Below are 22,499 nucleotides of genomic sequence, written 5' to 3'. Positions count from 1 at the left end.
GAGGAGGAAGGGCCGTGCAACTGATCATCATGCGCCACGGCGAAGCCGGCTGGCATACGCTCGATCAGGAACGGTCGCTGACGGACGCCGGGCGCCGGATGGTCGGTACCGTTGGTCACCGCATCGCGGAATCCACTTGGCGCCCCGCGCGGATCTGGAGCAGTCCCTACATCCGGGCGCGCCAGACCGCCGGCATCCTGTCTGAGATTCTGAACTGTCCGGTCGAGGAAAAGACCTTCATCACCCCGGACGACGACCCCGGCGCCTGTCTGGACGAATTGCTGGCGAGCCAGGTTTCACCCCTGTTGCTGGTTTCACACATGCCGTTTGTCGGTGTCCTGTCCACCTTGCTGGTCGACGGTCATCGTCAGGGCATTCCCTTCATGACCGCCCAGGCCGTTCTGCTCGACATGCCGGTGGTGGGCCCCGGCTGCGCGGACTTGAAAGACCAGTTTTTGCCCTGATCTTTCCGGCAGTACACGCAAGGAGCAGGTTACCCGCATGCACAGTTTTCCGATCGAGTACATCGAGCCGGTGTTCCGGCCCCCCAGTGAAGCCAAGTCCCTGATTCTGCCGGTCACCAATGGCTGTTCCTGGAACCGGTGCACCTTCTGCGAGATGTACACCCAACCCCAGAAGAAGTTTCGGGCACGCAGGCCCGAGGACATTCGTCGGGACATCGAGCGGGCGGGCCAGGTTCTGGGGAACGTCCGGCGGGTGTTCCTGGCGGACGGAGACGCCATGGTGCTGCCCACGCGCCGGCTGCTCGAAATCCTGGCCGATCTGCGACGGGCCTTTCCTGACCTGCAGCGGGTATCCAGCTACTGTCTACCCCGCAATCTGGCGAAAAAAACCGTTGATGAGCTGCGTCAGCTAAAAGCGGCGGGGCTGGAGATTCTGTACGTGGGCATGGAGTCCGGCGATGATGACGTGCTGCGGCGGGTCAACAAGGGCGAAACCGCCGAATCCACCCGTTCGGCCTTGCTCAAGATCCGCGACGCCGGGCTCACCAGCTCGGTGATGGTGCTGAACGGGTTGGGTGGCACCGCGCTTTCGCGCCAGCATGCGATCAACAGTGCCCGTCTGTGTAACGACACCCAGCCTGACTATCTCTCCACCCTGGTGGTCACCTTTCCCCTGGGGGAGGAGCGTTTCCGCGCCGGCTTTGGTGCTGATTTCGAGCCCCTGTCCCAGCAGGGACTGTTCGAGGAAATTCGCCTGTTTCTTGAACATCTGGAGCTGGAACGGACCGTCTTTCGAAGTGATCATGCGTCCAACTACCTGGTGCTGAAAGGTGTGCTCGGGCGGGACAAACAGAAGCTTCTGGCGCAGGTCGATCTCGCCATCACCCAGCCGGGTGCCGTGCCCCTGCGACCGGAATGGATGAGAGGTTTGTGACAACGGGAGGACGTGATCGTGAGCATTGAACCGGATGCGTTGGCAAGACAGGTCGAGGCCTCCGGCCAATCCCGGACGCTGCCGCCGCTGGATCAGTGGCAGCCGGAGTTGTCCGGAGACATGGATCTGGTGATCCGTCGCGATGGCTCCTGGGTCTACCAGGGCGACCCCATCACCCGGGATTCGGTGATCCGCCTGTTTTCAACCATCCTGCGTCGGGAGCCCGACGGCGAGTTCTACCTGGTGACACCGGCGGAGAAGTGGCGCATCCGGGTGGAAGATACCCCGTTGCTGGCACATTCCCTGGAGGTCGAGGGCGACGGAGACGACCAGGTGCTCAGGCTCACCACCAACGTCGGCGAAATACTGACCGTTGGCGAGGCACACCCGCTGACGGTGGGGGAGTATCCGGAAACCGGGGAGCCCCGCCCGGTGATCGGGGTCCGCCACGGGGTGGAGGCTCGACTGGTCACCGCCGCGTTTTACGCACTGGCGGAGCGGGTGGTTGAGCGTGAGGTGAACGGGGCGACCGTCTACGGTGTCATGAGTCAGGGCAAATTCTGGCCAGTGGGGCCGGGCAGCTGAAAAAGGCGCCCGGAACCCGGCAACACGGTGGCCAAGCCCGTCCGTGACTTGCTAAACTGTCTACTCAAGCTTGTTGAGCCAGGGTGCTCTGCGAGGCTTGGTGGTCGTTAGTTCCTCTGTGCAGTCCGGCTGTTCACGATCACTTTCGATCGCCGTCATCCATAAATACAGTCATTGCGACACGCAAGGAGAAAAAATGGCCCAACCTCGTGTTGTTACCATTCATTACACCCTCACCAACGACCAGGGCGAGCAGCTCGACTCTTCCCGCGTGGAAGGCCGTGAGCCACTGTCCTACCTCGAAGGTGCGCAGAACATCATCGGTGGGCTCGAAAGCGCGCTGGCCGAAAAGGAAACCGGCGACCAGGTCACGGTCTCCGTGGCGCCGGCCGAAGCATACGGCGAAGTGAACGAAGAGTTGATTCAGCCGGTTCCGCGCTCCGCCTTTGAAGGGGTGGACACCATCGAGCCCGGCATGCAATTCCAGGCGCAGACTCCGGGTGGCCCCCAGATCGTCCGCGTTGTGGAAGTTGGCGAGGACACCGTCACCATCGATGCCAACCATCCTCTGGCTGGCCAGACCCTGCATTTCGACGTGGAAGTGGTTGCTACCCGCGAACCGACCGAAGAAGAGCAGGCGCACGGACACGTGCACTGAAACGCCATTCGGCGTTGCAAAAAACGGCCCCGAGCGGGCCGTTTTTTTGTATCTGGTGGTCGCCGATACCCAACAAAAAAGCGGCCCCGAAGAGCCGCTGTTCTGTCCATATCCCGAACCCTTACATGTTCGGGTAGTTGGGGCCGCCGCCGCCTTCCGGAGTCACCCAGGTGATGTTCTGGGCGGGGTCCTTGATGTCGCAGGTCTTGCAGTGGACGCAGTTCTGAGCGTTGATCTGGAACTTCTTGCCACTGCCGTCCTCGGCATCGACCACCTCGTAGACTCCGGCTGGGCAGTAACGCTGAGCCGGTTCGTCGTATTTCGGCAGGTTCTCCCGAATGGGGAGGTCCGGGTCCGTCAGCTTCAGGTGAACCGGCTGGTCCTCTTCATGGTTGGTGTTGGAGATGAACACCGAGGACAGGCGGTCGAAGGTCAGCTTGTTGTCCGGTTTCGGGTAATTGATCTTCGGGCACTCCGCCGCCGGCTTCAGGGTGGCGTAGTCCGGGGTGGTGTCGTGGAAGGTGATCGGCAGGCTGCCGCGCAGAATGTTCTGCTCGAAGAACGCGATGGCGCCGCCGATCACGTTGCCGAACTTGTGCATGGCCGGACCGAAGTTACGCTCGGCGTAGAGCTCCTTGTACAGCCAGCTGTCCTCGAAGCGCTTCTGGAAGCTGGTGATTTCCTCGCCGGTCTTGCCTTCCTTGAGGGCCTCGAAAACGGCCTCGGCACCCAGCAGGCCGGACTTCATGGCGGTGTGGGAACCCTTGATCTTGGAGCTGTTCAGGGTGCCGGCGTCACAACCCAGCAGCAGGCCCCCGGGGAAGCTCATCTTCGGCAGCGAATTGTAGCCACCCTTGGCGATGGCGCGGGCGCCGTAGGCAACGCGCTGGCCGCCTTCCAGGTACTTACGGATTTCCGGATGCAGCTTGAGACGCTGGAATTCCTCGAACGGGCTCAGGTGCGGGTTGCTGTAGGACAGGTCGGTGATCAGCCCCACGTAAACCTGACCGTTTTCCAGGTGGTACAGGAACGAACCGCCGGTCGAGCCGGATTCGTTCAGCGGCCAGCCCGTGGTATGGATGACCAGGCCGGGCTCATGCTTGGCCGGGTCGATGTCCCACAACTCTTTAATGCCGATGCCATAGTGTTGAGGGTCCTTGCCCTCATCCAGCCGGAACTCCTTGATCAGCCGTTTGCCCAGGTGGCCACGGCAGCCTTCGGTAAAGAGGGTGTACTTGGCGCGCAGCTCCATGCCCGGCATGTAGCTGTCCTTGTGGGAACCGTCACGGGCGACCCCCATGTCGCCGGTGATAATGCCCTTGACCTGGCCGTCCTCAATGATGGTTTCGGCGGCGGCGAAGCCCGGGTACACCTCGACACCCAGCTGTTCCGCCTGTTCAGCGAGCCAGCGGCAGAGGTTGCCGAGACTGATGATGTAGTTGCCGTGGTTGTGCATGTTCTTGGGCACAAAGGCATTGGGGATCTTAATCGCCTTTTCCTGATCCTTGAGCAGGAAAATGTCGTCACGGGTTACCGGAGTATTCAGCGGAGCGCCTTTCTCTTTCCAGTCGGGGAACAGCTCGTTCAGGGCGGTGGGCTCGAACACCGTGCCGGCGAGAATATGGGCACCGATCTCAGAGCCTTTTTCCACCACGCATACGGTCAATTCCTCGCCGGCTTCCTGCGCCAGTTGCATGATGCGGCAGGCTGCCGACAGGCCCGCAGGGCCGCCGCCGACGATCAGAACATCAAATTCCATCGATTCGCGTTCCACGTTGGTCTCCTCAAACAGCTTCTGTTGGAAATAGTTATGTGCCCGCAGGCCAATTCTGGGCCGCCATCATACCGTTAATTGGGCTTGCAGACGACAACCTGTAGCCGACTCGCGCGGCTTATATGAGCAAAAGCATACCGTATTCGGGGAGTCAAACAAACGTTTGTTTGAAATCTGGCGGAAGCTTTGGCATTGTACGCGTACACCGAAATATCGTGTGTTTTGAGTCGATTTTTAGTATCGTCTCACTGCGTGGCCGGGTCAACACCGGCGAACTGGCCGTGACAGCAGTCCTGGCGCGTCGGTTGGGGCTATTGACCCTACTGACCTTTGCCGTCAGTATTAGTGCGCACTTGAATAGAGTAGGTGGCGGGCTCTCCGCGAGGATTGCGAGTCATTCAACCCATCGTAGAAGAACGAGGAATCTATGAAGGTTCTGGTCGCTGTTAAACGAGTTATCGACTACAACGTAAAGGTGCGTGTCAAGCCGGACAACACCGGCGTTGACCTTGCCAACGTCAAGATGGCAATGAACCCCTTCTGCGAAATCGCTGTTGAAGAAGCGGTTCGCCTGAAAGAGAAGGGCGTTGCCAGTGAAATCGTGGTGGTTTCCATCGGTCCCAAGGCGGCACAGGAGCAGATCCGTACCGCGCTGGCACTGGGCGCGGACCGCGGTATCCTGATCGAGACCGATGAAGAGGTGCAGTCTCTCGAAGCGGCCAAGCTTCTGAAGGCGGTGGTCGAGAAGGAAGAGCCGAAACTGGTGATTCTCGGCAAGCAGGCCATCGACTCCGACAACAACCAGACTGGTCAGATGCTGGCGGCCTTGACCGGCATGGGTCAGGGCACCTTCGCCTCCGAGGTCGTGGTAGATGGCGACAACGTTCAGGTTACCCGTGAAGTGGACGGCGGTCTCGTGACCGTAGCCCTGAACCTGCCGGCCGTGGTGACCACCGACCTGCGCCTGAATGAACCTCGCTACGCGTCCCTGCCGAACATCATGAAGGCCAAGAAAAAGCCGCTGGATACCCTGAGCCCGGCCGACCTGGGTGTCGACATTGCTCCGCGCCTGACCACCCTGAAAGTTGAAGCACCGGCGCCGCGTCAGGCGGGTGTCAAGGTGGCGGACGTAGCTGAGCTGGTAGACAAACTGAAGAACGAAGCGAAGGTGATCTAAATGAGCATTCTGGTAATTGCTGAACACGATAACAGCAGCCTGAAACAGGCGACCCTGAATGTGGTAGCGGCGGCCAAGGCCATCGGCGGCGACATCGACGTTCTGGTCGCCGGTGAGAACTGTGGCGCTGTTGCCGAGAGCGCGGCCAAAGCCGAGGGCGTGAACAAGGTTCTGGTTGCCGACAACGCCGTGTACGGTCACTTCCTCGCTGAGAACCTGGCCGAGCTGGTCGCCGAAGTGGGCAAGAACTACAGCCACATCCTCGCTGCCGCCGGCACCACCGGCAAGGATTTCATGCCGCGCGTGGCCGCGATGCTGGATGTTGCCCAGGTTTCCGACATCATCCGCGTCGAATCCGAGGACACCTTCGTTCGTCCGATCTATGCCGGTAACGCCATCGCCACCGTCAAGTCCAGCGACAGCATCAAAGTGATCACCGTTCGTCCGACCGCGTTCGATCCGGTGGCCGCCGAAGGGGGCTCCGCTGCGGTTGAAGCCCTGGACATCGTCAAGGATGCGGGCCTGTCTTCCTTCGTAGGCGAACAGAAGGCTGAATCCGACCGTCCGGACCTGGCGTCTGCCAGCGTGGTGATTTCCGGTGGTCGTGGTATGCAGAACGGCGAAAACTTCAAGATGCTGGAGCGCGTTGCCGACCTGCTCGGTGCCGCTGTTGGCGCATCCCGCGCAGCGGTTGACGCCGGCTTTGTTCCCAACGACATGCAGGTGGGCCAGACTGGTAAGATCGTGGCTCCGCAGCTGTACATCGCCGTGGGCATTTCCGGCGCCATTCAGCACCTGGCCGGTATGTCCGACTCCAAGGTGATCGTGGCCATCAACAAGGACGAAGAAGCCCCGATCTTCCAGGTGGCGGATTACGGCTTGGTTGCGGACCTGTTCGAAGCGGTTCCGCAGTTCGAGGAAGAGTTGAAAAAGGTTCTTTAACCTTTTGACTTTTCTGAAAAAGGCACCCTAGGGTGCCTTTTTTCTTTTCTCGATCACCCGTTTCTCCGCGCGATCCAGAATCAGTGTTTCCGCCAGCACGTGGAGGGCTCGATTGGTGGTCCGGACTGCCTGGTAGAGATCCCGCCGCTTGCGGTCGTGGTTGCGACGGGCCCGGCGGGCGCTCGCTCGTGTGGCGTCGTCCCGGGAAAACAGGTCGATCAGACCGAATGTGGTGCTGGAAATCGCTTGGTGCACCTTTTCCACGGCCTGGGTGCCACTGGCAACGGTGTCTTCCAGAAGCTTGGCCCGGTTCCGCACTTCCAGCAGGTCCATCCGGCTCTTTTGTATCGCCGATCGGGCTGCCCGGCGATGGGCTCGAAGCCGCCTCAGGTCTCGCCACGAGCTTTCCAGTTGTCGCAGGGATAAGGTACTCAGCGTGGCGCCGGCGGCGACCAGCAGCCAGCTTGCCAGGTCGGTCAGCATGGCCGTCATCCTCAGTTACCGGTATTCAATGCGCATGTCGACGTCGATGTCCCGGGACTGTAGCTCCTGCTCAAGTTCCCTCATCACTTCCTGATACACCATTTTAGTGACCATGACCGGCAGCCGGTCCGCCAGAATCCGGGCCGACCGGGATTCCCGCTTGGCCAGCACCAGGGGGTCCCGGATTCTCAGGGTCAGGATCATCTCCGGGGCTTCTTCCAGATTGTCCAGCGATTCCTCCGTCAGCATGTTCTCGATGGTCCGGCGCTGCATACGCACCTGCCACCAGAGATAGGCGCTGACCAGGGCCAGCAGCAGCGTGAAAATGAATAGCAGCGTCTGCAAAGGGGGACCTCCGGCTTTTGTCGTCCTCGACAGGGTAACCAGTGTGCCCCAGTGTCACCAGCAAACGATTGGCCCGGCGGACGGCAACCAGAGGGATCCCGGGGAACTCGCTCCGGTACCCAAAGTTGGTACCATGGCGACAGACAATCGACAAAGAGACGTTGCCATGACTCAGCAAACCAACGCCGCGTACGATCTAGTGGTTTTCGGCGCCACCAGTTTTGTGGGCAGGATCCTGACCCGCTACCTGCTGGATACTTACGGCCTGAACCGGGAGGTATCCTGGGCGATTGCCGGCCGCTCGGAGGCTCGCCTGACCGGGCTCAAGGGAGACCTTGGCCCGGCGGCCCAGGACCTGCCGGTGGTGATCGCCGACGCTTCGGATGATCAGTCACTGGCGGCCCTATGCCAACAGGCCCGGGTCGTGGTATCGACGGTTGGCCCCTACGCCCTGTACGGCGAGCCGCTGGTCCGCGCCTGCGTCGACACCGGCACCGACTACTGTGACCTCACGGGGGAAGTACAGTGGATCCGCCGGATGATTCAGCGCTACGAGGCCCAGGCACAGGCATCCGGCGCCCGGATCGTGCATTGCTGCGGTTTTGACTCAATTCCGTCGGACCTTGGGGTCTGGTTTCTACAGCAGCAGGCGGAACAGACCTTTGGCCGCCCCTGCCAAGACGTGCGGATGCGGGTGAAGGTGGCCAAGGGCGGGCTGTCCGGTGGCACCGTTGCCTCAATGATCAACATCGCCAGGGAAGCCGCCTCAGATTCGGCCTTGCGCAAGGAACTGGCCAATCCCTTTTCCATCTGCCCGCCGGAGCACCGTTCCGAAGCGCGCCAGCCCAGTCTCAAGTCGCCACAGTACGACCCGACTTTTGACGCCTGGCTCGCCCCGTTTGTGATGGGTGCGATCAACACCCGGGTGGTGCATCGCTCCAACGCGTTGATGCAGGCCCGTTACGGCAGGGAATTTACCTACGACGAGGCCATGATGACCGGCCGGGGCCTGGCGGGTCGGGCACGGGCCTACGGCGTGACGGCGGCACTGGCGGCGTTCTTCGCGGCCTCGGCGCTCAGACCCAGCCGCTGGCTGCTGGAAAAATGGGTGCCCCAACCCGGCGAGGGGCCGAGTCCGGAGGCGCAGGAGGCCGGCTTCTACGACCTGCGTTTTGTTGGCCGCACCGAAGATGGCCGCACCCTGATCACCAAGGTGACCGGCGACCGGGACCCGGGATACGGGTCCACCGCCAGGATGCTCGGGGAGGCGGCCATGACCCTGGCCTTCGACATCCCGGCGGATCAGGCTGGAGGGTTCTGGACCCCGGCCTCACTGCTCGACGGCGCTCTGCTGGAGCGGTTGCGCTCCAGAGCCGGACTGAGCTTCGAGGTGCTGGAAACCCGTTAACCCGGTTACAGGTGAATGACCCGATCGGTGCCCGGCAGGGCATCCGGGCCGTGGGCAAGGGCGATGACCGCGCGCCCTTCCAGCCAACGGTCCAGGCGTTTGACGATGCGTTCCCGGGTGTCCGAATCGACACCCGTGAAGGGCTCGTCCAGAATGACCAGCGGCGCGGGACATAACAACACCCGTGCCAGGGCCACGCGTCGTGCCTCGCCGCCGGACAGGCGGCTACCGGTGTTGCCAAGCCAGGTATCCAATTGCTCGGGCTCGCGGGAAAAACGGTCACCCAGGCCCACCAGCTCCAGAACCTGCCAAAGTTGTTCGTCGGTGGCGCCGGGACTGCCAAGCCGCAGGTTGGCCCTGAGGGTGTCGTCGAACAGCACCGTGCGTTGGGTCAGATAGGCGCAGGGATGTGCGGCCAAAGTGCCCCGGGCAGGGGCGAGCAACCCCGCTAAGGTATCCGCCAGGGTGGACTTCCCGCAGCCGGAGGGCCCCACGATTCCCAGCCGCTCACCGTTTTCCAGATCAAGATCCAAATGGGTGATGACGGGTGTCGCGCCCGGATGCCGGACCGATAGGTCCCGGGCCACCAAGGCATGGCCTTGGGGTGGCGAGACCGCTTCGGGGGTGTCTTCCGGGGCAGCGGGTCGGGTATCCTGGGTCAGCCGGGAAGCGGATGCCTGGGTACCGCCGAGCTTGCCAAATGCGTCCGGCAACATGGCGTACACCTCCACCAGGCCAAGAATGGCGATGGGCATCAGCACCAGTACCGGTCCGGAGATCCGGCCCGCCGCCATAACCTCAATCCCCAGCCAGAGCACAAGCACCGCAGACAGGTTGATCAGCAGCTGGGTGCCGGCCTGATGCCAGCCCACCCGGGATTCCACCCGCGCCTGATGCTGATTGATGCGGCCCGCCTCTTCCAGCAAGGCCGTTGCCTGGGGATGGAGCTGGCCGGAGGCCGTCAGCTCGGAAAATCCGTCCAGGTGTTCGATGACACCGGTTCTTAGCTGCTCCAGTTGTTCGCTCTGGGTCGCCGCCATGGCGTGGCAGCGCCGGTGCACGCCAACGGTCGCCAGAACGAAGGCGGCCAGGCAGCACACCGCCACCAGCAGGGCGGCGCGGCCATCGATCAGAATCCAGGCCAGCAATGCCACCAGCAGCGAAACCACCAACGCCAGGGCGGCCGGTGCAATCAGTCGCAGGTACAGAGTATCTAGGGCATCGACATCAGTGGTCAGGCGCGACAGCCACTGTGCGCTGGACATGCGGTAGCGGGCGGTCGGGCCGGTCCGGGCGAGGCGCCGGAACAGAGCGACCCGGATATCCGTGAGCAGTCGCAGAACTGTGTCGTGGTTGTACACCCGCTCAAGGTAGCGGGCCACGGTGCGCGACACCGCGAAGAACCGGATGGCCCCGCCAGGAACATAGAGATTGACCGAGGCCTGAACGCCCGCCGCAAGCAGCAGCCCGACCAAAGCCGTCTCCGTGATGAACCAGCCGGACACCGCCAGCAGGGCGATACCGGAAAGCAGGGTCAGCAGGATCAGGCCAGCACCGGCCAGCAAACGCCTGGGCCGCTGAAAGATCAAGGCCAGCCAGGGCAGCAACTCACGCATCGCGGACCTCCCCATGCTGCACGGTCAGCACCCGGTCCGCCAGCCTGAGCAGCGCCGGGTGGTGGGTGGAGAACACCAGTGTTTTGCCGGCTTCGGAGAGCTTGTGCAGACTTTCCAGAACGAAGATCTCGCTGTCCGCGTCCAGGCCGGCGGTCGGCTCGTCCAGCAGGATCAAGTCGTAGTCGGCGACGAAGATCCGGGCCAGACTCAGGCGCCGGGCCTGACCACCGGAGAGGCCGCGACCGTCTTCGGCAACGGGGCTGTGAATGCCCGCCTCGCGGCTGTCCAGCAGGTCACCGAGCCCAACCCGTCGCAGCGCCGTTTCGATGGCGACGTCGGTGGCCTCCGGTGCGGTCAGGCGAAGGTTGTCGGCCCAGCTGCCATGTACCAGAAACCCCCGTTGCCCCAGCCAGCCGAAGGGGGACTGACCGGCGGGTTGGCCGAACACCCAAACCTGCCCGGCGTCCGGCACCAGGAATCCTGCCAGCAGGTTGAGCAGCGTGGATTTACCACCGCCAGAAGGGCCGGTGAGAGCAAGGGTCTCGCCCCGACGGATGCTCAGCGACAGGCCGGAAAACAGGGGCTCCGGCGCACCTGGATGGGTAAAGGCGACGGCCTGGCATTCAATGCGCTGCGGGTCGCCGGGGGGGCCTGCCGGGGTGGGCGCCGGTAGCGCGGACGACCGGGGCAGGGCCGACAGCCGCGCCAGAATCTCACCGCCAGCCCCCAGGGCCGCGGCCCGGTCATGGTAATGCTGGGACAGCGTTCGCAGCGGCTGGAAGAATTCCGGCGCCAGCAACAGGATCAGCAGACCGCTGAACAGGGTGAGCTCCGGCGCAGGACCGTAGGTGATGTAGCCCAGCAGTCCAAAGCCAATATAAATGGCGATCACGGCGATCGCCACGGAAGCAAAGAACTCCAGAACCGCCGAGGATAGGAACGCCACCCGCAGGGTTTTCATGGTCAGGCTCCGGTAACGGTCGGAGCGGGCGGCGATTTGTCTGGCCGCGGCCTCGGTCTGGCCAAACAGTTGCAGGGTCGTCAGCCCCCGCACCTTGTCCAGGAACTGCCCTGAGAGGCGGCTGACGGTTTCAAAATGCTGCTGGTTCAGTTTTTCCGCACCCATGCCCACCAGCGCCATGAACAGCGGAATCAACGGAGCCGACAGCAGTAGGAACACGCCGGCCAGCCAGTCCAGCCAGAATACCAGCGCCAGAATCATCAGCGGAATGATCGCGGCCAGTCGCATCTGGGGCAGGAAGCGCGCGAAATAGCCGTGAAGCGCTTCAATGTGGTCAATCCACTCCCGGGCCAGGGCGCCTGCGGACTGCTGGCCGAGGGCAATCGGCCCGGCGCTGCGCCAATGCCGGTGAATCCGAGCCCGAGCCGTGCGCCGTACCTGCTCACTGCAACGGGCCGCGAGATGGCTTTGCAACCCCTGGAACAGTGCCCGCAGGACGAGTGTGAGAAGCAATCCCAGCAGGGGCGTGGTCAATTCATTGGCGGGAACCCGGTCGACCACGCTCTGGTGGACGACCCAGGCCAAAAGAACCATCTGAACAATGGTGGCCACCCCGGCCAGGGTCCCGGCGAGCACGGTACCCTGAATCCAGGGGCGGCCTTCGGCAGCGAGCTCCGAGAGCCAGCGACGAACCTCACGCTGTTCCGGAGCCGGCACTTAGTGGTAGCCCTCGCCAGCGCGGACCTTGCCGCGGAATACCCAGTAGGTCCAGGCGGTGTACGTCAGGACAATGGGAATCACGAACAGCAGGCCGAGCAACAGGAACAGATGGGACTCCGGCGCCGCCGCCGCTTCCCAGAGGGTGTAATCCGGCGGGACCACGTAGGGCCAGCGGCTGACCACCAGGCCGAGGTAGGTGGTGATGAACAGTCCCATGGTGGCCACGAATGGCATGCCCTCGAAGCGGTTGCGAACCGCGCGGTAGATCTGGAAAGCACAGATCAGTGTCAGCACCGGCAGTACCCAGATGATGCTCAGATTGGAGAACCAGCGCTCGCGAACCATGTCATCCACGAACGGCGTCCACACGCTGATGATGCCGAAGATCACCAGTACCGCGGCCAGCAGGGGCAAGGTAATGCGATAGGCCCACGCCTGCAGATGCCCCTCGGTCTTCATGATCAGCCAGGTGGACCCCAGCAGGGCGTAGCCCGCCAGCATGCCCAGCCCGGTGAGCACGGTGAACGGTGTCAGCCAGTCCAGCGCGCCGCCGACGTAAACGCCGTTGGCGGTCTCGAAACCCTGAATGTAGGCGCCGACCACCGCGCCCTGGGCGAAGGAGGCCACCGTGGAGCCCCCGGCGAAGGCCCAGTTCCAGAGATAGCGGGAAGTACGGGCCTTAAACCGGAATTCGAACGCCACGCCCCGGAAGATCAGGCCCGCCAGCAGCAGAAACACACCGATGTACAGTGCCGGCAGGAAAATGGTGTACACCAGAGGGAACGCCGCCAGCAGCCCCGCGCCCCCCAGCACCAGCCAGGTTTCATTGCCGTCCCAGACCGGCGCCACCGAGTTCATCATGGTGTCCCGGGCTTCCTCGTTCGGCGCGAATGGAAACAGGATGCCAACACCAAGGTCGAAGCCATCCATCAGCACGTACATGATGATGCCGAAGCCGATAATGAACGCCCAGATCAGGGCCAAGTCAAACATTTCCATGATCAGTGCCCCCCTTGCTTGGCTGAGTCGCCGTGACCGGCCTGGTCGATTTCGAACGGAACATGGGTCGCCGAGAACGGACGCATGGGCCGCTCGGCTTCATGCTCGTCCTCGCCATAAGTGTCTTCCAGACCCACGTACAGCACCCGCATCAGGTAGTACAGGCCGGCGGTGAACACCAGGGCGTAGACCACGATGTAGCCAATCAAGGTAAACAGTGCCATCGCACCGGTGAGGGAGGGCGTCAGCGCCTCCGCCTGATCCATGATGCCGTACACCAGCCAGGGCGCGCGGCCGGTTTCGGTGACGAACCAACCGGTGAGTACCGCAAGGAACGGCGCCACACTCATAAACCTCAGCCCCTGCAGGAACCAGGGCGCCTGCCAGTAGCGGCCGTTCCTGCGCAGCACCAGCCCGGTTAGCGCGAACAGGATCATCAGCACCCCGATACCGACCATGACCCGGAAGCTCCAGAACACGATGGCCACCGGCGGCTGCTCCTCCACCGGAACTTCGGTGATGCCCGGAACCTCACCGTCCCATTCATGGGTCAGAATCAGGCTGGCGAGGTTGGGAATGGGGATTTCCAGGTGATTGGTCTGGTTTTCCTGGTCAGGAATGGCAAACAGCAGCAGCGGCACATTGCGGGAGGTCTCCCAGTTACCTTCCATCGCCGCCACCTTAGTGGGCTGGTGCTCCAGAGTGCTCAGACCGTGGAGGTCGCCGACGAACAGTTGCGCCGGCGCGATGAACAGCAGCAGCCACAGGCACATGGACAGCGCTTTGCGGTTTGCCTCCACCTCGCGGCCGCGCAGCAGGTACCACGCGCTCACACCGGCCACCACGAACCCGCCGGTAAGGAAGGAAGCCAGCGCCATGTGCATGAAACGATAAGGGAAGGAGGGGTTGAAGATAGCTTCGCTCCAGGAGGTGACGTGGAACATGCCATCACGCAGCTCGACACCCGCGGGCGTCTGCATCCAACTGTTGGCCGAAAGGATCCAGAACGAGGAAATGAACGTGCCGGTGGCGACCATGACTGCGGCGAACAGGTGAACCCCTGCCGGCACCTTGTCGCGCCCGAACAGCAGCACACCCAGAAACGCGGCTTCCAGGAAGAAGGCCGTCACCACCTCGTAGCTGAGAATCGGCCCCAGGAAGTTGGCGGAGGCCTGGGCGAAGTTGCTCCAGTTGGTGCCGAACTGGAAGGACATCACGATGCCGGACACCACCCCCATGCCGAACACCACGGCGAACACCTTCGTCCAGAACCCGGAAAGCTTGGTCCACACGGGGTCTCGGGTCTTGAACGAAAGCCCTTCGAGCACCGCGATGTAGGAAGCGAGACCGATGGTAAACACCGGGAAAATGGCGTGAAATGACACGACAAACGCGAATTGGATTCGCGATAGGATGAGAGGATCAAGTTCCATTGGGAACCTCCGGCAAAACCAAACATCACATGAATGGACACCAATGGCACCCATCCGGCTGCTGCCTTAGTCCCGTTTGTTATGTTGTTATAACCGGCAGATGGTTACCATGCTACAAAAAAAGACACTCTAACCGATAGGACAGATTGTCGCATTCAAAAAATTTGATGGTGCTCCGGACACACGTATGAGTTTCTACGAAGACCGAATTTTGCCACACATCATAGACAAGGCCTGCTCCATGGGCCAAGTGATGAAACTGCGTAGCCAAGTGGTACCCCTGGCCCGGGGCACCGTGCTGGAGGTGGGGATGGGCTCGGCCATCAACCTGGAATTCTACGACCCGGGCCGGGTGACCAAAGTGTACGGCCTGGAACCGTCCGAAGGCATGCGGCGCAAGGCTCGGACAAATCTGGCGCGTGCCGCGGTTGAAGTGGAATGGCTGGATCTGCCCGGTGAACGGATTCCCCTCGCCGACAACAGCGTCGACACCGTACTGCTCACCTTCACCCTCTGCACCATCCCGGACGGTCCTGCTGCACTGGCGCAGATGAAACGGGTGCTCCGGCCCGGCGGCGAACTGATTTTTCTGGAGCACGGTGAATCCGAGCATCCCCGGGTCCGCCGCTGGCAGCACCGCCTCACACGGGTGTGGAAACCCCTGGCGGGCGGTTGCCACCTGAACCGCAACATCGCTGAGCTGATTCGCCAGGCCGGCTTCGAGATCGTCGAGCTGCGCAACCTGTACGTCTCCAAGGCCCCGAAAATCGCCGGCTACCTCTACCTGGGCCGAGCCACCAAGCCCGCCTGATGAGCGCCCGAGAATCCGAATTGCGTTGGCCTACAGGGCCTTATACAATTCTGGCCCGCTAAGCCTCCCTCCAAATGCCCGGATGGTGAAATTGGTAGACACAAGAGACTTAAAATCTCTCGGCCGCAAGGCCGTGCCGGTTCGATTCCGGCTCCGGGCACCACTCAGTTCCCTTTCCACCCCTCACTCCCGATAAATCTCATACGGCCCCCAGGCCTGACGTACGGGGACCATTTCCACTCGGTTGATGTTGATGTGATCCGGCAGGTTGGCGATGTGGGCGATCTGGTCGGCCACGTCGTCGGGGGAGAGGGGAACGGTGCCGTCGTAGACGGCGTTCGCGGCGGTTCGGTCGCCCCGGTTACGGACCAGGGAGAACTCGGTTTCGGCGATGCCCGGGGCCAGGTCGGTGACGCGAACGCCGGTGCCGAGGAGGTCACAGCGCAGGTTGTAAGAGAATTGCTTGATGAAGGCCTTGCTGGCGCCATAGACGTGGCTTCCGGGGTAGGGCCACTGGCCGGCGGTGGAGCCGATGTTGATGATGTTGGCGCCGGCGCCGGTTTCGATGAGGGTTGGGAGCAGGGCGTGGGTGACGTTGACCACACCGGTGATGTTGGTGTTGATCATGGTGTGCAGGTCGGACAGTGCCACCTGCTGCATGGCGGCGGGGGCCAGGGCGAGGCCGGCGTTGTTGACCAGGGTATGGACCCGGCGGAACTCGGCGGGCAGCGACTGCACCGCCTGGCGGACGGCTTCGGCGTCCTGCACATCCAGTTTCAGGGGATGAACGGGCACCAGGGCGCCCAGTTCGTCAGCCAGGGCATTCAGGCGTTCCAGGCGGCGCCCGCTGATGATCACGGACCAGCCGTCCCGGGCGAAGCGACGGGCGGTGGCGGCGCCGAAGCCAGAGGTAGCACCGGTAACAAACAGGATCTTGCTCAACGTTCTCTCCTTTCGCTTGTTTGAGGGGATGCGCGCGCCTGGCCGGGTCAGGTGCGCTCCTCCCGAATGAACGGGGTGCCCAGAGCGCCGGGCTGGCTGCGGTTCTCGCGCTTGGCGGCGGCGACCCAGATCATGACGCCCAGAGTGATGGCATAGGGCGCCATGAACACGAAGTACTGGGACAATTTGATGCCGGAGGCGGCCAGCTGGGGAATCAGCGCCTCGATGCAACCGAACAGGAGAGCGCCCGCCAGGGCTTTCCAGGGGGACCAGCGGGCAAAGATGACCAGCGCCACCGCGATCCAGCCCCGTCCGGCGGTCATGTTGGAAATCCACAGCTTGGTGCTGAGCACCGAAATGAAGGCACCGGCCAGGCCGATCAGGGCCGAACCGATGACGATGGCCGCGAGCCGGTAGCCGAGCACCGGAATTCCGGCGGCGTCGGCGGCCTGGGGGTTCTCGCCCACCGCCCGCAGGCGCAGGCCGGGGGTGGTGCGGTTCAGGGCCCAGACGGCGATGAGGAAGATCACCGGCACTAGGTAGACCACCAGGTTCTGCACGAAGAACCGGCCCACGTAGGGCAGTTCAGACAGTGGCCACAGGGCAATGGCCGGCAGGCCCGGAACCGGCTGGTTGGTCCAGCCCATGAGGGTGCCGGTGAGGGTGGTCAGGCCCTGGCAGAAGAACACCAGGACCAAGCCCGAGATCACCTGGTTGATGCGCATCACCAGCACCATCAGGGCGAACAGGAGTGAGACCACACCGGCCGCGAGCATGGCCATGACCAACGCCACTGCGGTCTGCCCGAAGGTGAGATAGGCTCCGATGCCGGCCACGGCACCGACCAGCATCAGACCCTCGGCGCCCAGCGCCAGCACGCCGGATTTTTCGGTGATGATCAGGCCCAGGGCCGCGAGGGCGAAGGGAACGGCGAATTCCGGAGTGTTGCCGATCCAGCTGGTAATCAGAGTCATGGCTATTCTCCCCCCTGAACGCGGCGAATGCGGTGCCGGATGAAGAAATCCGAAGAGGCGACGCAGATGACCAGGACGGCCTGGATCAGCTGCACCATGGCGAACGGGATCTGGTAGAACACCTGCAGGCTGCGGCCGGCCACGAACAGGGTGGCGATCAGCAGAGCCGCGCAGGTGGCCGCGATGGGGTTGTTGCGGGCCAAAAAGGCGATCAGGATGCCGGAGAAGCCGTAGCCGACGTAGAACGAATGGGTCAGCCGCCCCTCCTGGCCGGCGGCCACCATCAGCCCGGCCAGGCCCGCGAGGGCTCCGGAAAAAAGCACCGCCATCAGGATGGTTCGGGCCACGGGCACGCCCACCGAACGGGCAACGTCCGGGCTCTTGTCGACGAACCGCAGGTACAGGCCGGCCCGGGAGATGCTGACGAACCAGAGCACCAGAACGGCAAGGCCGATGGCGATAGGAATCGACAGGCTCAGGCCGCCGGGCAGGTCCGGCAGCAGCTCGAAGCTCTCGTATTTGGGCGAATAGGGGAAGGCATCCTTCGGGTCCTTCCAGGGGCCATACATCAGGTGCAGCAGGAAATTGACGGCGATGTAGTTCAGCATCAGCGTGGAGACGATCTCGTTCACCCTCAGCTTGAGCCGGAGCAGCACCGGAGCCACCGCCCACAGCAGTCCGCAGGCCATGGCCGTGAGGATCATCAGGGGCAGGCGTAGGCTGGGGCTGCCAATGTCCCACAGGGTGATGGCGGTGGCGCCGATGGCGCCGAAAATCATCTGCCCCTCCAGGCCGAGGTTCCAGAATCTGGCCCGGAACGCCAGGCAGCCGGCGAGGCCGACCATGATCAGCGGCGACGCCTGGAACAGCACGGACTTGAGGCTTTGTGCGTCGAACAGCGTGTAGAGCACGAATTCGTTCAGCAGTTCGCCGGCGGGCACCCCCGCCGCCACCAGAATGGCCCCCGAAACGAGCAGCCCGAGCACCAGGGAGGCACCGAGGATCAGGGCCTGCCAGTACCAAGCCATGTGCTGGCGCAGTTCCAGGGTGTATCTGCGGTTGATCAATGGTCGTCGTAAGGCAAGTTCAGACATGGTTCACCATTGCTTGGCCAATCGCCTGGCGGTCTGCCGGCTGTGAAAATTCGGCCACGATCCGGCCGGCGGACATCACGCCGATCCGATCGGCCATGGCCATGACTTCGTCCAGATCCTCGCTGATCAGCAGCACCGCGGCGCCGTTGTCCCGGGCCGCCCGCAGGCGCTCGCGCACGGCTTCCGTGGCTTTCACGTCCAGGCCCCGGCTGGGGCTGTGGGCGAGAACCAGTTGCGGCGGGTGGCTGAACTCCCGGGCAATGACCAGCTTTTGCGCGTTGCCGCCGGAGAGCAGGGCAGCCTTCTGTTTCAGTGACCGGACGCCCTGGACATCGAACTGGCGCACGGCCTCGGCGGCGTCGGCCTCGATGGCTCGGGTGTTCAGGTACCAGAACGGGCCGTAGCGCCCGGAGTGGATATCGCCGAGCGCGAAGTTGTCGGCGATGGAGAGGGGGCCGGCCAGGGCGGCTCCGTAACGGTCGGCGGGGATGGCGGCGATGCCGAGAGCCCGGCGCCGGGCGGCGTCGAAATCCGCCAGGTCACCCTCGCCGACGATCTCCATCCGGCCGCTGACCGCCTCCGGTATTCCCATCAGTGCGTTGGCCAGCTCGCTCTGGCCGTTGCCGCCCACACCGGCGATGCCGTAAATCTCGCCCCGATTCAGGGTGAGGTCCAGGCCGTTAAGGGCCCTGCGGCCACCGGTACTGCGCAGCCCCTGGACCCGCAGGAATGGCTCGCCCGGGACCCGCCCGCCGGGCGAGGCGTCCTGCCCGGCGGGTGATTCACCCACGGTGAGCCGGATCAGCTCGTCTACGGAGACGGCGTCGGGTTTGAGGGTTTTCACGGTGCGACCGGCCCGCATGATGGTGACCTGATCGGCGTACCGGAGCACGTCGTTCATTTTGTGGGTCACCAGGATCACGGCGGCGCCTTCCCGGGCGAACCCCTGCACGGTGGTGAGCAGGCGTTCCGCCTCGTCCTCGGTCAGGACGGCGGTGGGTTCGTCGAGAATTAGGATCTTGGCGCCGGCCAGCAGAACCTTGAGGATCTCCACCCGCTGCTGTTCGGCAATGGACAGCTGGCCGATGCGGGCGTCCGGGTCGATGTCGAAGCCGATCCGCGCCGCCATGGCGCGGATGTCGTCCGTGACCCGGCGCAGGCGCTCCCGGTACAGGCCGCTGGTCTGGATATGCCCCAGGTTCAGGAGAATGTTCTCGGCCACCGTGAAGGGAGTCACCAGCTTGAAGTGCTGGTGTACCATGCCAATGCCGAGTTTCGCGGCCTCCTTCGGCCCTTTGAGCTTGACCGGGTTGTCGTCGATGAACAGCGATCCGCCTTCGGGGCCGTACAGGCCGGCCACGATGTTCATCAGGGACGACTTCCCGGCGCCGTTCTCACCCAGCAGGGCATGGACTTCGCCCCACCTGGCGGTGAAATTGGCGTCGGCCAGAGCCTTGAAACCGTCGAAGGTCTTGCTGACGCCGCTCAGCTGGATCGCGTTCTGCTTGCTCATTGCTGCGTAATGACTCCGTCAACGAACCAGTCCATCTGCCAGAGTTCCGGGTCCGGGATCACCTCGCCTTCGGCGGCGCGGAGGTTACCGTCCTGGTCGTACAGCGGGCCGGCGTAGATTTGCAGTTCACCCTTGAGCAGCTTGTCGCGGGCGGCCATGATCTTCGCCTCTTCCTCTTCCGAGATGTTCGGGCCGCAGCAGGCGATGTCGGTACCGCCCTCCTGCATGGAGAGCAGCGCGCCGTTGGGGTTCGGTACCCAGTTGCCGGCGATGATCTTCTCCAGTTCGGTCTTCAGGAAGCGGTCCCACACCCACACCGAGGAGCACACCGTGGCTTTCGGGGCGAACTCCCGGAAATCCCGGTGGTGGCCGGTGCCATAGACGCCGTTCTCCTGGGCGACCAGCTGCGGCGTGGGGGTGTCCACGTGCTGGCCGATCACGTCCGCGCCCTGGTCGATCAGGGCCTTGGTGGCGGACCGTTCCTTGGTGGGGTCGTTCCAGGCGCCGGTATAGACCACGGTGACGGTGGCGTCCGGGTTGATCTCATGGGCGCCCATGGCGTAGGCGTTGATGGTCCAGTTGACCTGGCCGAACGGGTTGGCGGCAACGAAGCCGAGCTTGCCGGTTTTGGAAGCCGCGGCGGCGGCCATGCCACACAGGTACTGGCTCTCGTAGGTCCGGCCATAGAAGGACAGCAGGTTGGGGCCGTTGGTGGTGCCGGAGCCGTTCAGGAAAGCCACGTTCGGGTATTCCTCGGACAACGCCTTGAAGGTGTCGGAATAGCCGAACGCGGTTCCGATGATGATGTTCGCGCCCCGTTTGATGAAGCGTTCCACCGCCGGCCGGATGGCGGAGGCGGATTCCGGCACGCTCTCGACGTACTGGATCTTGATACCCAGGTCCTTCTCCAGACGCTGACGGGCTTCATCAAAGGCCTGGGTCCAGCCGCCGTCGTTGGTGGGCGAGATGTACAGCATGGCGATCTTGGGCGGCCCTTCCAGGGTCAGTCCCTCGGCGTTCACGGTGCTGATCAGGCCAAAGAAACCGGCCAGTGCGAGGCAGGCACTGAAAATCATCTTTTTCATGGTGAGTTTCCTTCGGTTGGGCGGTTCTACATCATGTGGTTGATTCGAAACACGTTATCTTCCGGGTCCAGGAGCACGGCCTGGTACCAGTTGTAGTAAGTGGTGTAGGGCTCCTTGACGAGGCGGGCGCCGGCTGCAATGGCCTTGGGCACGAAGCGGTCGACCTCTTCCTTGCTGTCCACGTCGATGTTGAGCAGGAACTTGCAGCCCCGGGTGTCCGAATACGCGTCCAGCTTGAGCATTTCGTAAGCGTCCAGGGCGTTGAAGCCGATGCAGGAGCGGCCGGTGTCCAGCCCGCGGAAAATCGGGGAGCGGATTTCCGGGATGTCCCGGAACCCGAACAGGTCCCGGTAAAAGCCGCTCAGCCCCTCGATGTCCCGGGCGAAGACGTTGACGTAGGAAAGCGTGCTCATATCAGGCCACCTCCTGTTTGCTGCCACCGAAGGTGGTCTGTTTCACGAACTTGGATTTGAGGTGGTCGCCGGAACTGACCGGCGGATATTTGGCCTGGCCGTCCGCGCCCAGGCAGCTGGGCAGGCATTCGATCATGGCGTCGTAGTTGGGCTGGTGGAAGAACACGATGGACTGACGGGGCCGGGTGGCCTCGGCGTCCAGGGGCGGGTTGACCACCCGATGCAGGGTGGAAACCCACTGATCGTTGGTCCAGCGCATCATCAGGTCGCCGATGTTGACGACGAAACTGCCGTCCACGTAGGGCACGTCCACCCAGTCGCCGTTCTGATTGCGAACCTGCAGGCCGCCGGGGGAGTCATCGGGTTTGACGATGGTCAGGCTGCCATAGTCGGTATGGGCGCCGGCGCGCATCTGGCCTTCCTCGATGCGGGTGCCCATGTTCGGATAACTCAGCGTGCGGAGCATGCTGATTTCCTTGTCGATCTTGTCGTCGAAAAAGTGCTCGTCCAGATCCAGCGCCAGCGCGAAGATGCGCATCAGGGAGCGGGCCAGATCGCTCATGGCGCCGAAATACTCGCCGTAGGCCTCCCGGAAGCCGTCGATGGTCTCCGGCCAGACATTGGGGGCAAAATGAGGCCCCGCATCCGGCCCCCGGTGGTAGGCATCCTCCGGCACGTCAATGGGGCCGATGGAGAAGGACTCCTTCAGGTCGCCCGGGGCCGCCTCTTCCATGGAGTACGACAGGCTTTCCTCGGCAACGGCGCTGTACCCGCGAACCATGTCCGGGCTGGGCCGGTCCACCTTGCGCTTTTCCGCCATCGGCTGATTGAAGAACTCACGGCTCAGGTTGTAGACCCGCTCGATCAGTTGCCGCGGAATGCCGTGGTTGGTGATGACCAGGAAGCCGATGTCCTTGCACGCCCGGTCGACCTCTTTCGCCACCTTGCGCTTGCCCTCGGCGGTTCCCTCGAAGTAGGGGGCAAGGTCAATGGTGGGTACATGTTGCAGTTTCATGGTGCACGCCCTCGTTTCAGGTCGGTTGTCGCGAGGAAGGGCTGGCGACCGCCAGTGATGGGCTCTTCTCGCTCGCCGACTGGACGTAGCAGCAAACGTGCCAGCTCTTTGATGCCTTTTAAATCAATGGCTTACGTTTTAATTGAAAATTGA

General features: G+C 63.1%; 22 protein-coding genes and 1 tRNA gene. 9 read left to right on the top strand and 14 right to left on the bottom strand.

Annotated elements, in window-relative coordinates:
• Positions 1 to 14 precede the first annotated feature (14 nt).
• From BTO32_RS07680 to BTO32_RS07665, 4 genes are all read left to right on the top strand, one after another.
• Complete coding sequence (locus BTO32_RS07680) at positions 15 to 464, top strand: SixA phosphatase family protein (RefSeq protein ID WP_076724034.1); 450 nt, start codon at positions 15 to 17, stop codon at positions 462 to 464.
• Between the two features lie 37 nt (positions 465 to 501).
• Positions 502 to 1,398: a radical SAM protein gene (locus BTO32_RS07675; protein WP_076724033.1), complete on the top strand. Its 897-nt coding sequence runs from the start codon at positions 502 to 504 to the stop codon at positions 1,396 to 1,398.
• Positions 1,399 to 1,416: 18 nt separating this feature from the next.
• Positions 1,417 to 1,983 carry a DUF1285 domain-containing protein gene (locus tag BTO32_RS07670; protein ID WP_076724161.1) on the top strand — a complete coding sequence of 189 codons (567 nt, stop codon included), beginning with the start codon at positions 1,417 to 1,419 and terminating at the stop codon, positions 1,981 to 1,983.
• Positions 1,984 to 2,179: 196 nt separating this feature from the next.
• On the top strand, positions 2,180 to 2,641 hold the full coding sequence (locus BTO32_RS07665; RefSeq protein WP_076724032.1) for an FKBP-type peptidyl-prolyl cis-trans isomerase: 462 nt from the start codon (positions 2,180 to 2,182) through the stop codon (positions 2,639 to 2,641).
• Between the two features lie 121 nt (positions 2,642 to 2,762).
• Here BTO32_RS07665 and BTO32_RS07660 read toward each other — a convergent pair whose 3' ends face one another.
• Positions 2,763 to 4,415, bottom strand: coding sequence for an electron transfer flavoprotein-ubiquinone oxidoreductase (locus BTO32_RS07660; RefSeq protein ID WP_076724031.1), 1,653 nt, complete (start codon positions 4,413 to 4,415; stop codon positions 2,763 to 2,765).
• A 427-nt stretch (positions 4,416 to 4,842) separates the two neighbouring features.
• On the opposite strand from BTO32_RS07660, the gene BTO32_RS07655 reads away from it, so the two are divergent.
• Together BTO32_RS07655 and BTO32_RS07650 are read left to right on the top strand one after the other, a co-directional pair.
• Positions 4,843 to 5,592, top strand: coding sequence for an electron transfer flavoprotein subunit beta/FixA family protein (locus tag BTO32_RS07655; RefSeq protein WP_076724030.1), 750 nt, complete (start codon positions 4,843 to 4,845; stop codon positions 5,590 to 5,592).
• Positions 5,593 to 6,534, top strand: a complete 942-nt coding sequence (locus BTO32_RS07650; RefSeq protein ID WP_076724029.1) for an electron transfer flavoprotein subunit alpha/FixB family protein — start codon at positions 5,593 to 5,595, stop codon at positions 6,532 to 6,534.
• A gap of 27 nt (positions 6,535 to 6,561) precedes the next feature.
• On the opposite strand, the gene BTO32_RS07645 is transcribed toward BTO32_RS07650, so the two are convergent.
• Both BTO32_RS07645 and BTO32_RS07640 read right to left on the bottom strand, forming a co-directional pair.
• Complete coding sequence (locus BTO32_RS07645; protein ID WP_076724028.1) at positions 6,562 to 7,017, bottom strand: hypothetical protein; 456 nt, start codon at positions 7,015 to 7,017, stop codon at positions 6,562 to 6,564.
• Between the two features lie 15 nt (positions 7,018 to 7,032).
• The gene (locus BTO32_RS07640) at positions 7,033 to 7,362 is read right to left on the bottom strand and encodes a hypothetical protein (protein WP_076724027.1); all 330 of its coding nucleotides are present in this window, start codon (positions 7,360 to 7,362) and stop codon (positions 7,033 to 7,035) included.
• A gap of 166 nt (positions 7,363 to 7,528) precedes the next feature.
• Here BTO32_RS07640 and BTO32_RS07635 point away from each other — a divergent pair, with 166 nt between their 5' ends.
• Positions 7,529 to 8,770, top strand: coding sequence for a saccharopine dehydrogenase family protein (locus BTO32_RS07635; protein ID WP_076724026.1), 1,242 nt, complete (start codon positions 7,529 to 7,531; stop codon positions 8,768 to 8,770).
• Positions 8,771 to 8,775: 5 nt separating this feature from the next.
• Here the strand turns inward: BTO32_RS07635 and cydC are convergent, their stop codons facing one another.
• Genes cydC through BTO32_RS07615 form a run of 4 tightly spaced genes read right to left on the bottom strand, consistent with a single transcriptional unit; the run spans position 8,776 to position 14,499 of the window.
• Positions 8,776 to 10,386 (bottom strand): thiol reductant ABC exporter subunit CydC, encoded by a 1,611-nt coding sequence (cydC, locus tag BTO32_RS07630; RefSeq protein ID WP_076724025.1) that lies wholly within the window; start codon positions 10,384 to 10,386, stop codon positions 8,776 to 8,778.
• Positions 10,379 to 12,064 (bottom strand): thiol reductant ABC exporter subunit CydD, encoded by a 1,686-nt coding sequence (gene cydD / locus BTO32_RS07625; RefSeq protein WP_076724024.1) that lies wholly within the window; start codon positions 12,062 to 12,064, stop codon positions 10,379 to 10,381. The genes cydC and cydD overlap by 8 nt, the downstream gene beginning before the upstream one ends.
• Entirely contained in the window at positions 12,065 to 13,066 is a 1,002-nt protein-coding gene (gene cydB, locus BTO32_RS07620) for a cytochrome d ubiquinol oxidase subunit II (protein ID WP_076724023.1), read from the bottom strand.
• A 2-nt stretch (positions 13,067 to 13,068) separates the two neighbouring features.
• The gene (locus BTO32_RS07615; RefSeq protein WP_076724022.1) at positions 13,069 to 14,499 is read right to left on the bottom strand and encodes a cytochrome ubiquinol oxidase subunit I; all 1,431 of its coding nucleotides are present in this window, start codon (positions 14,497 to 14,499) and stop codon (positions 13,069 to 13,071) included.
• Positions 14,500 to 14,686: 187 nt separating this feature from the next.
• Between BTO32_RS07615 and BTO32_RS07610 the strand changes: the two genes are divergently transcribed.
• Positions 14,687 to 15,310, top strand: coding sequence for a class I SAM-dependent methyltransferase (locus BTO32_RS07610; protein WP_076724021.1), 624 nt, complete (start codon positions 14,687 to 14,689; stop codon positions 15,308 to 15,310).
• Positions 15,311 to 15,386: 76 nt separating this feature from the next.
• A tRNA-Leu gene (locus BTO32_RS07605) sits at positions 15,387 to 15,473 on the top strand.
• A 20-nt stretch (positions 15,474 to 15,493) separates the two neighbouring features.
• On the opposite strand, the gene BTO32_RS07600 is transcribed toward BTO32_RS07605, so the two are convergent.
• Genes BTO32_RS07600 through BTO32_RS07570 form a run of 7 tightly spaced genes read right to left on the bottom strand, consistent with a single transcriptional unit; the run spans position 15,494 to position 22,346 of the window.
• Complete coding sequence (locus BTO32_RS07600; protein WP_076724020.1) at positions 15,494 to 16,252, bottom strand: SDR family NAD(P)-dependent oxidoreductase; 759 nt, start codon at positions 16,250 to 16,252, stop codon at positions 15,494 to 15,496.
• Positions 16,253 to 16,299: 47 nt separating this feature from the next.
• The gene (locus BTO32_RS07595; protein ID WP_076724019.1) at positions 16,300 to 17,226 is read right to left on the bottom strand and encodes an ABC transporter permease; all 927 of its coding nucleotides are present in this window, start codon (positions 17,224 to 17,226) and stop codon (positions 16,300 to 16,302) included.
• Between the two features lie 2 nt (positions 17,227 to 17,228).
• Entirely contained in the window at positions 17,229 to 18,320 is a 1,092-nt protein-coding gene (locus BTO32_RS07590) for an ABC transporter permease (RefSeq protein WP_076724018.1), read from the bottom strand.
• Positions 18,313 to 19,833, bottom strand: a complete 1,521-nt coding sequence (locus BTO32_RS07585) for an ABC transporter ATP-binding protein (protein WP_076724017.1) — start codon at positions 19,831 to 19,833, stop codon at positions 18,313 to 18,315. The genes BTO32_RS07590 and BTO32_RS07585 overlap by 8 nt, the downstream gene beginning before the upstream one ends.
• On the bottom strand, positions 19,830 to 20,909 hold the full coding sequence (locus tag BTO32_RS07580; protein WP_076724160.1) for a BMP family ABC transporter substrate-binding protein: 1,080 nt from the start codon (positions 20,907 to 20,909) through the stop codon (positions 19,830 to 19,832). The genes BTO32_RS07585 and BTO32_RS07580 overlap by 4 nt, the downstream gene beginning before the upstream one ends.
• A gap of 35 nt (positions 20,910 to 20,944) precedes the next feature.
• Positions 20,945 to 21,331 (bottom strand): VOC family protein, encoded by a 387-nt coding sequence (locus BTO32_RS07575; protein WP_076724016.1) that lies wholly within the window; start codon positions 21,329 to 21,331, stop codon positions 20,945 to 20,947.
• Between the two features lies 1 nt (position 21,332).
• On the bottom strand, positions 21,333 to 22,346 hold the full coding sequence (locus BTO32_RS07570; RefSeq protein ID WP_076724015.1) for an isopenicillin N synthase family dioxygenase: 1,014 nt from the start codon (positions 22,344 to 22,346) through the stop codon (positions 21,333 to 21,335).
• Between the last annotated feature and the right edge of the window lie 153 nt (positions 22,347 to 22,499).

Source organism: Marinobacter lutaoensis, assembly GCF_001981305.1.
Classification (GTDB): domain Bacteria; phylum Pseudomonadota; class Gammaproteobacteria; order Pseudomonadales; family Oleiphilaceae; genus Marinobacter; species Marinobacter lutaoensis.
Note: the sequence above shows the minus strand (reverse complement) of the source record. Positions and strands in the feature narration are given on the sequence as shown.

Coding starts and splice junctions, on each gene's coding strand:
- BTO32_RS07675 (WP_076724033.1), top strand. CDS start 502: ATGCACAGTTTTCCGATCGAGTACATCGAGCCGGTGTTCCGGCCCCCC.
- BTO32_RS07665 (WP_076724032.1), top strand. CDS start 2,180: ATGGCCCAACCTCGTGTTGTTACCATTCATTACACCCTCACCAACGAC.
- BTO32_RS07655 (WP_076724030.1), top strand. CDS start 4,843: ATGAAGGTTCTGGTCGCTGTTAAACGAGTTATCGACTACAACGTAAAG.
- BTO32_RS07650 (WP_076724029.1), top strand. CDS start 5,593: ATGAGCATTCTGGTAATTGCTGAACACGATAACAGCAGCCTGAAACAG.
- BTO32_RS07645 (WP_076724028.1), bottom strand. CDS start 7,017: ATGCTGACCGACCTGGCAAGCTGGCTGCTGGTCGCCGCCGGCGCCACG.
- BTO32_RS07635 (WP_076724026.1), top strand. CDS start 7,529: ATGACTCAGCAAACCAACGCCGCGTACGATCTAGTGGTTTTCGGCGCC.
- cydC (WP_076724025.1), bottom strand. CDS start 10,386: ATGCGTGAGTTGCTGCCCTGGCTGGCCTTGATCTTTCAGCGGCCCAGG.
- cydB (WP_076724023.1), bottom strand. CDS start 13,066: ATGGAAATGTTTGACTTGGCCCTGATCTGGGCGTTCATTATCGGCTTC.
- BTO32_RS07615 (WP_076724022.1), bottom strand. CDS start 14,499: ATGGAACTTGATCCTCTCATCCTATCGCGAATCCAATTCGCGTTTGTC.
- BTO32_RS07610 (WP_076724021.1), top strand. CDS start 14,687: ATGAGTTTCTACGAAGACCGAATTTTGCCACACATCATAGACAAGGCC.
- BTO32_RS07595 (WP_076724019.1), bottom strand. CDS start 17,226: ATGACTCTGATTACCAGCTGGATCGGCAACACTCCGGAATTCGCCGTT.
- BTO32_RS07590 (WP_076724018.1), bottom strand. CDS start 18,320: ATGTCTGAACTTGCCTTACGACGACCATTGATCAACCGCAGATACACC.
- BTO32_RS07585 (WP_076724017.1), bottom strand. CDS start 19,833: ATGAGCAAGCAGAACGCGATCCAGCTGAGCGGCGTCAGCAAGACCTTC.
- BTO32_RS07580 (WP_076724160.1), bottom strand. CDS start 20,909: ATGATTTTCAGTGCCTGCCTCGCACTGGCCGGTTTCTTTGGCCTGATC.
- BTO32_RS07575 (WP_076724016.1), bottom strand. CDS start 21,331: ATGAGCACGCTTTCCTACGTCAACGTCTTCGCCCGGGACATCGAGGGG.
- BTO32_RS07570 (WP_076724015.1), bottom strand. CDS start 22,346: ATGAAACTGCAACATGTACCCACCATTGACCTTGCCCCCTACTTCGAG.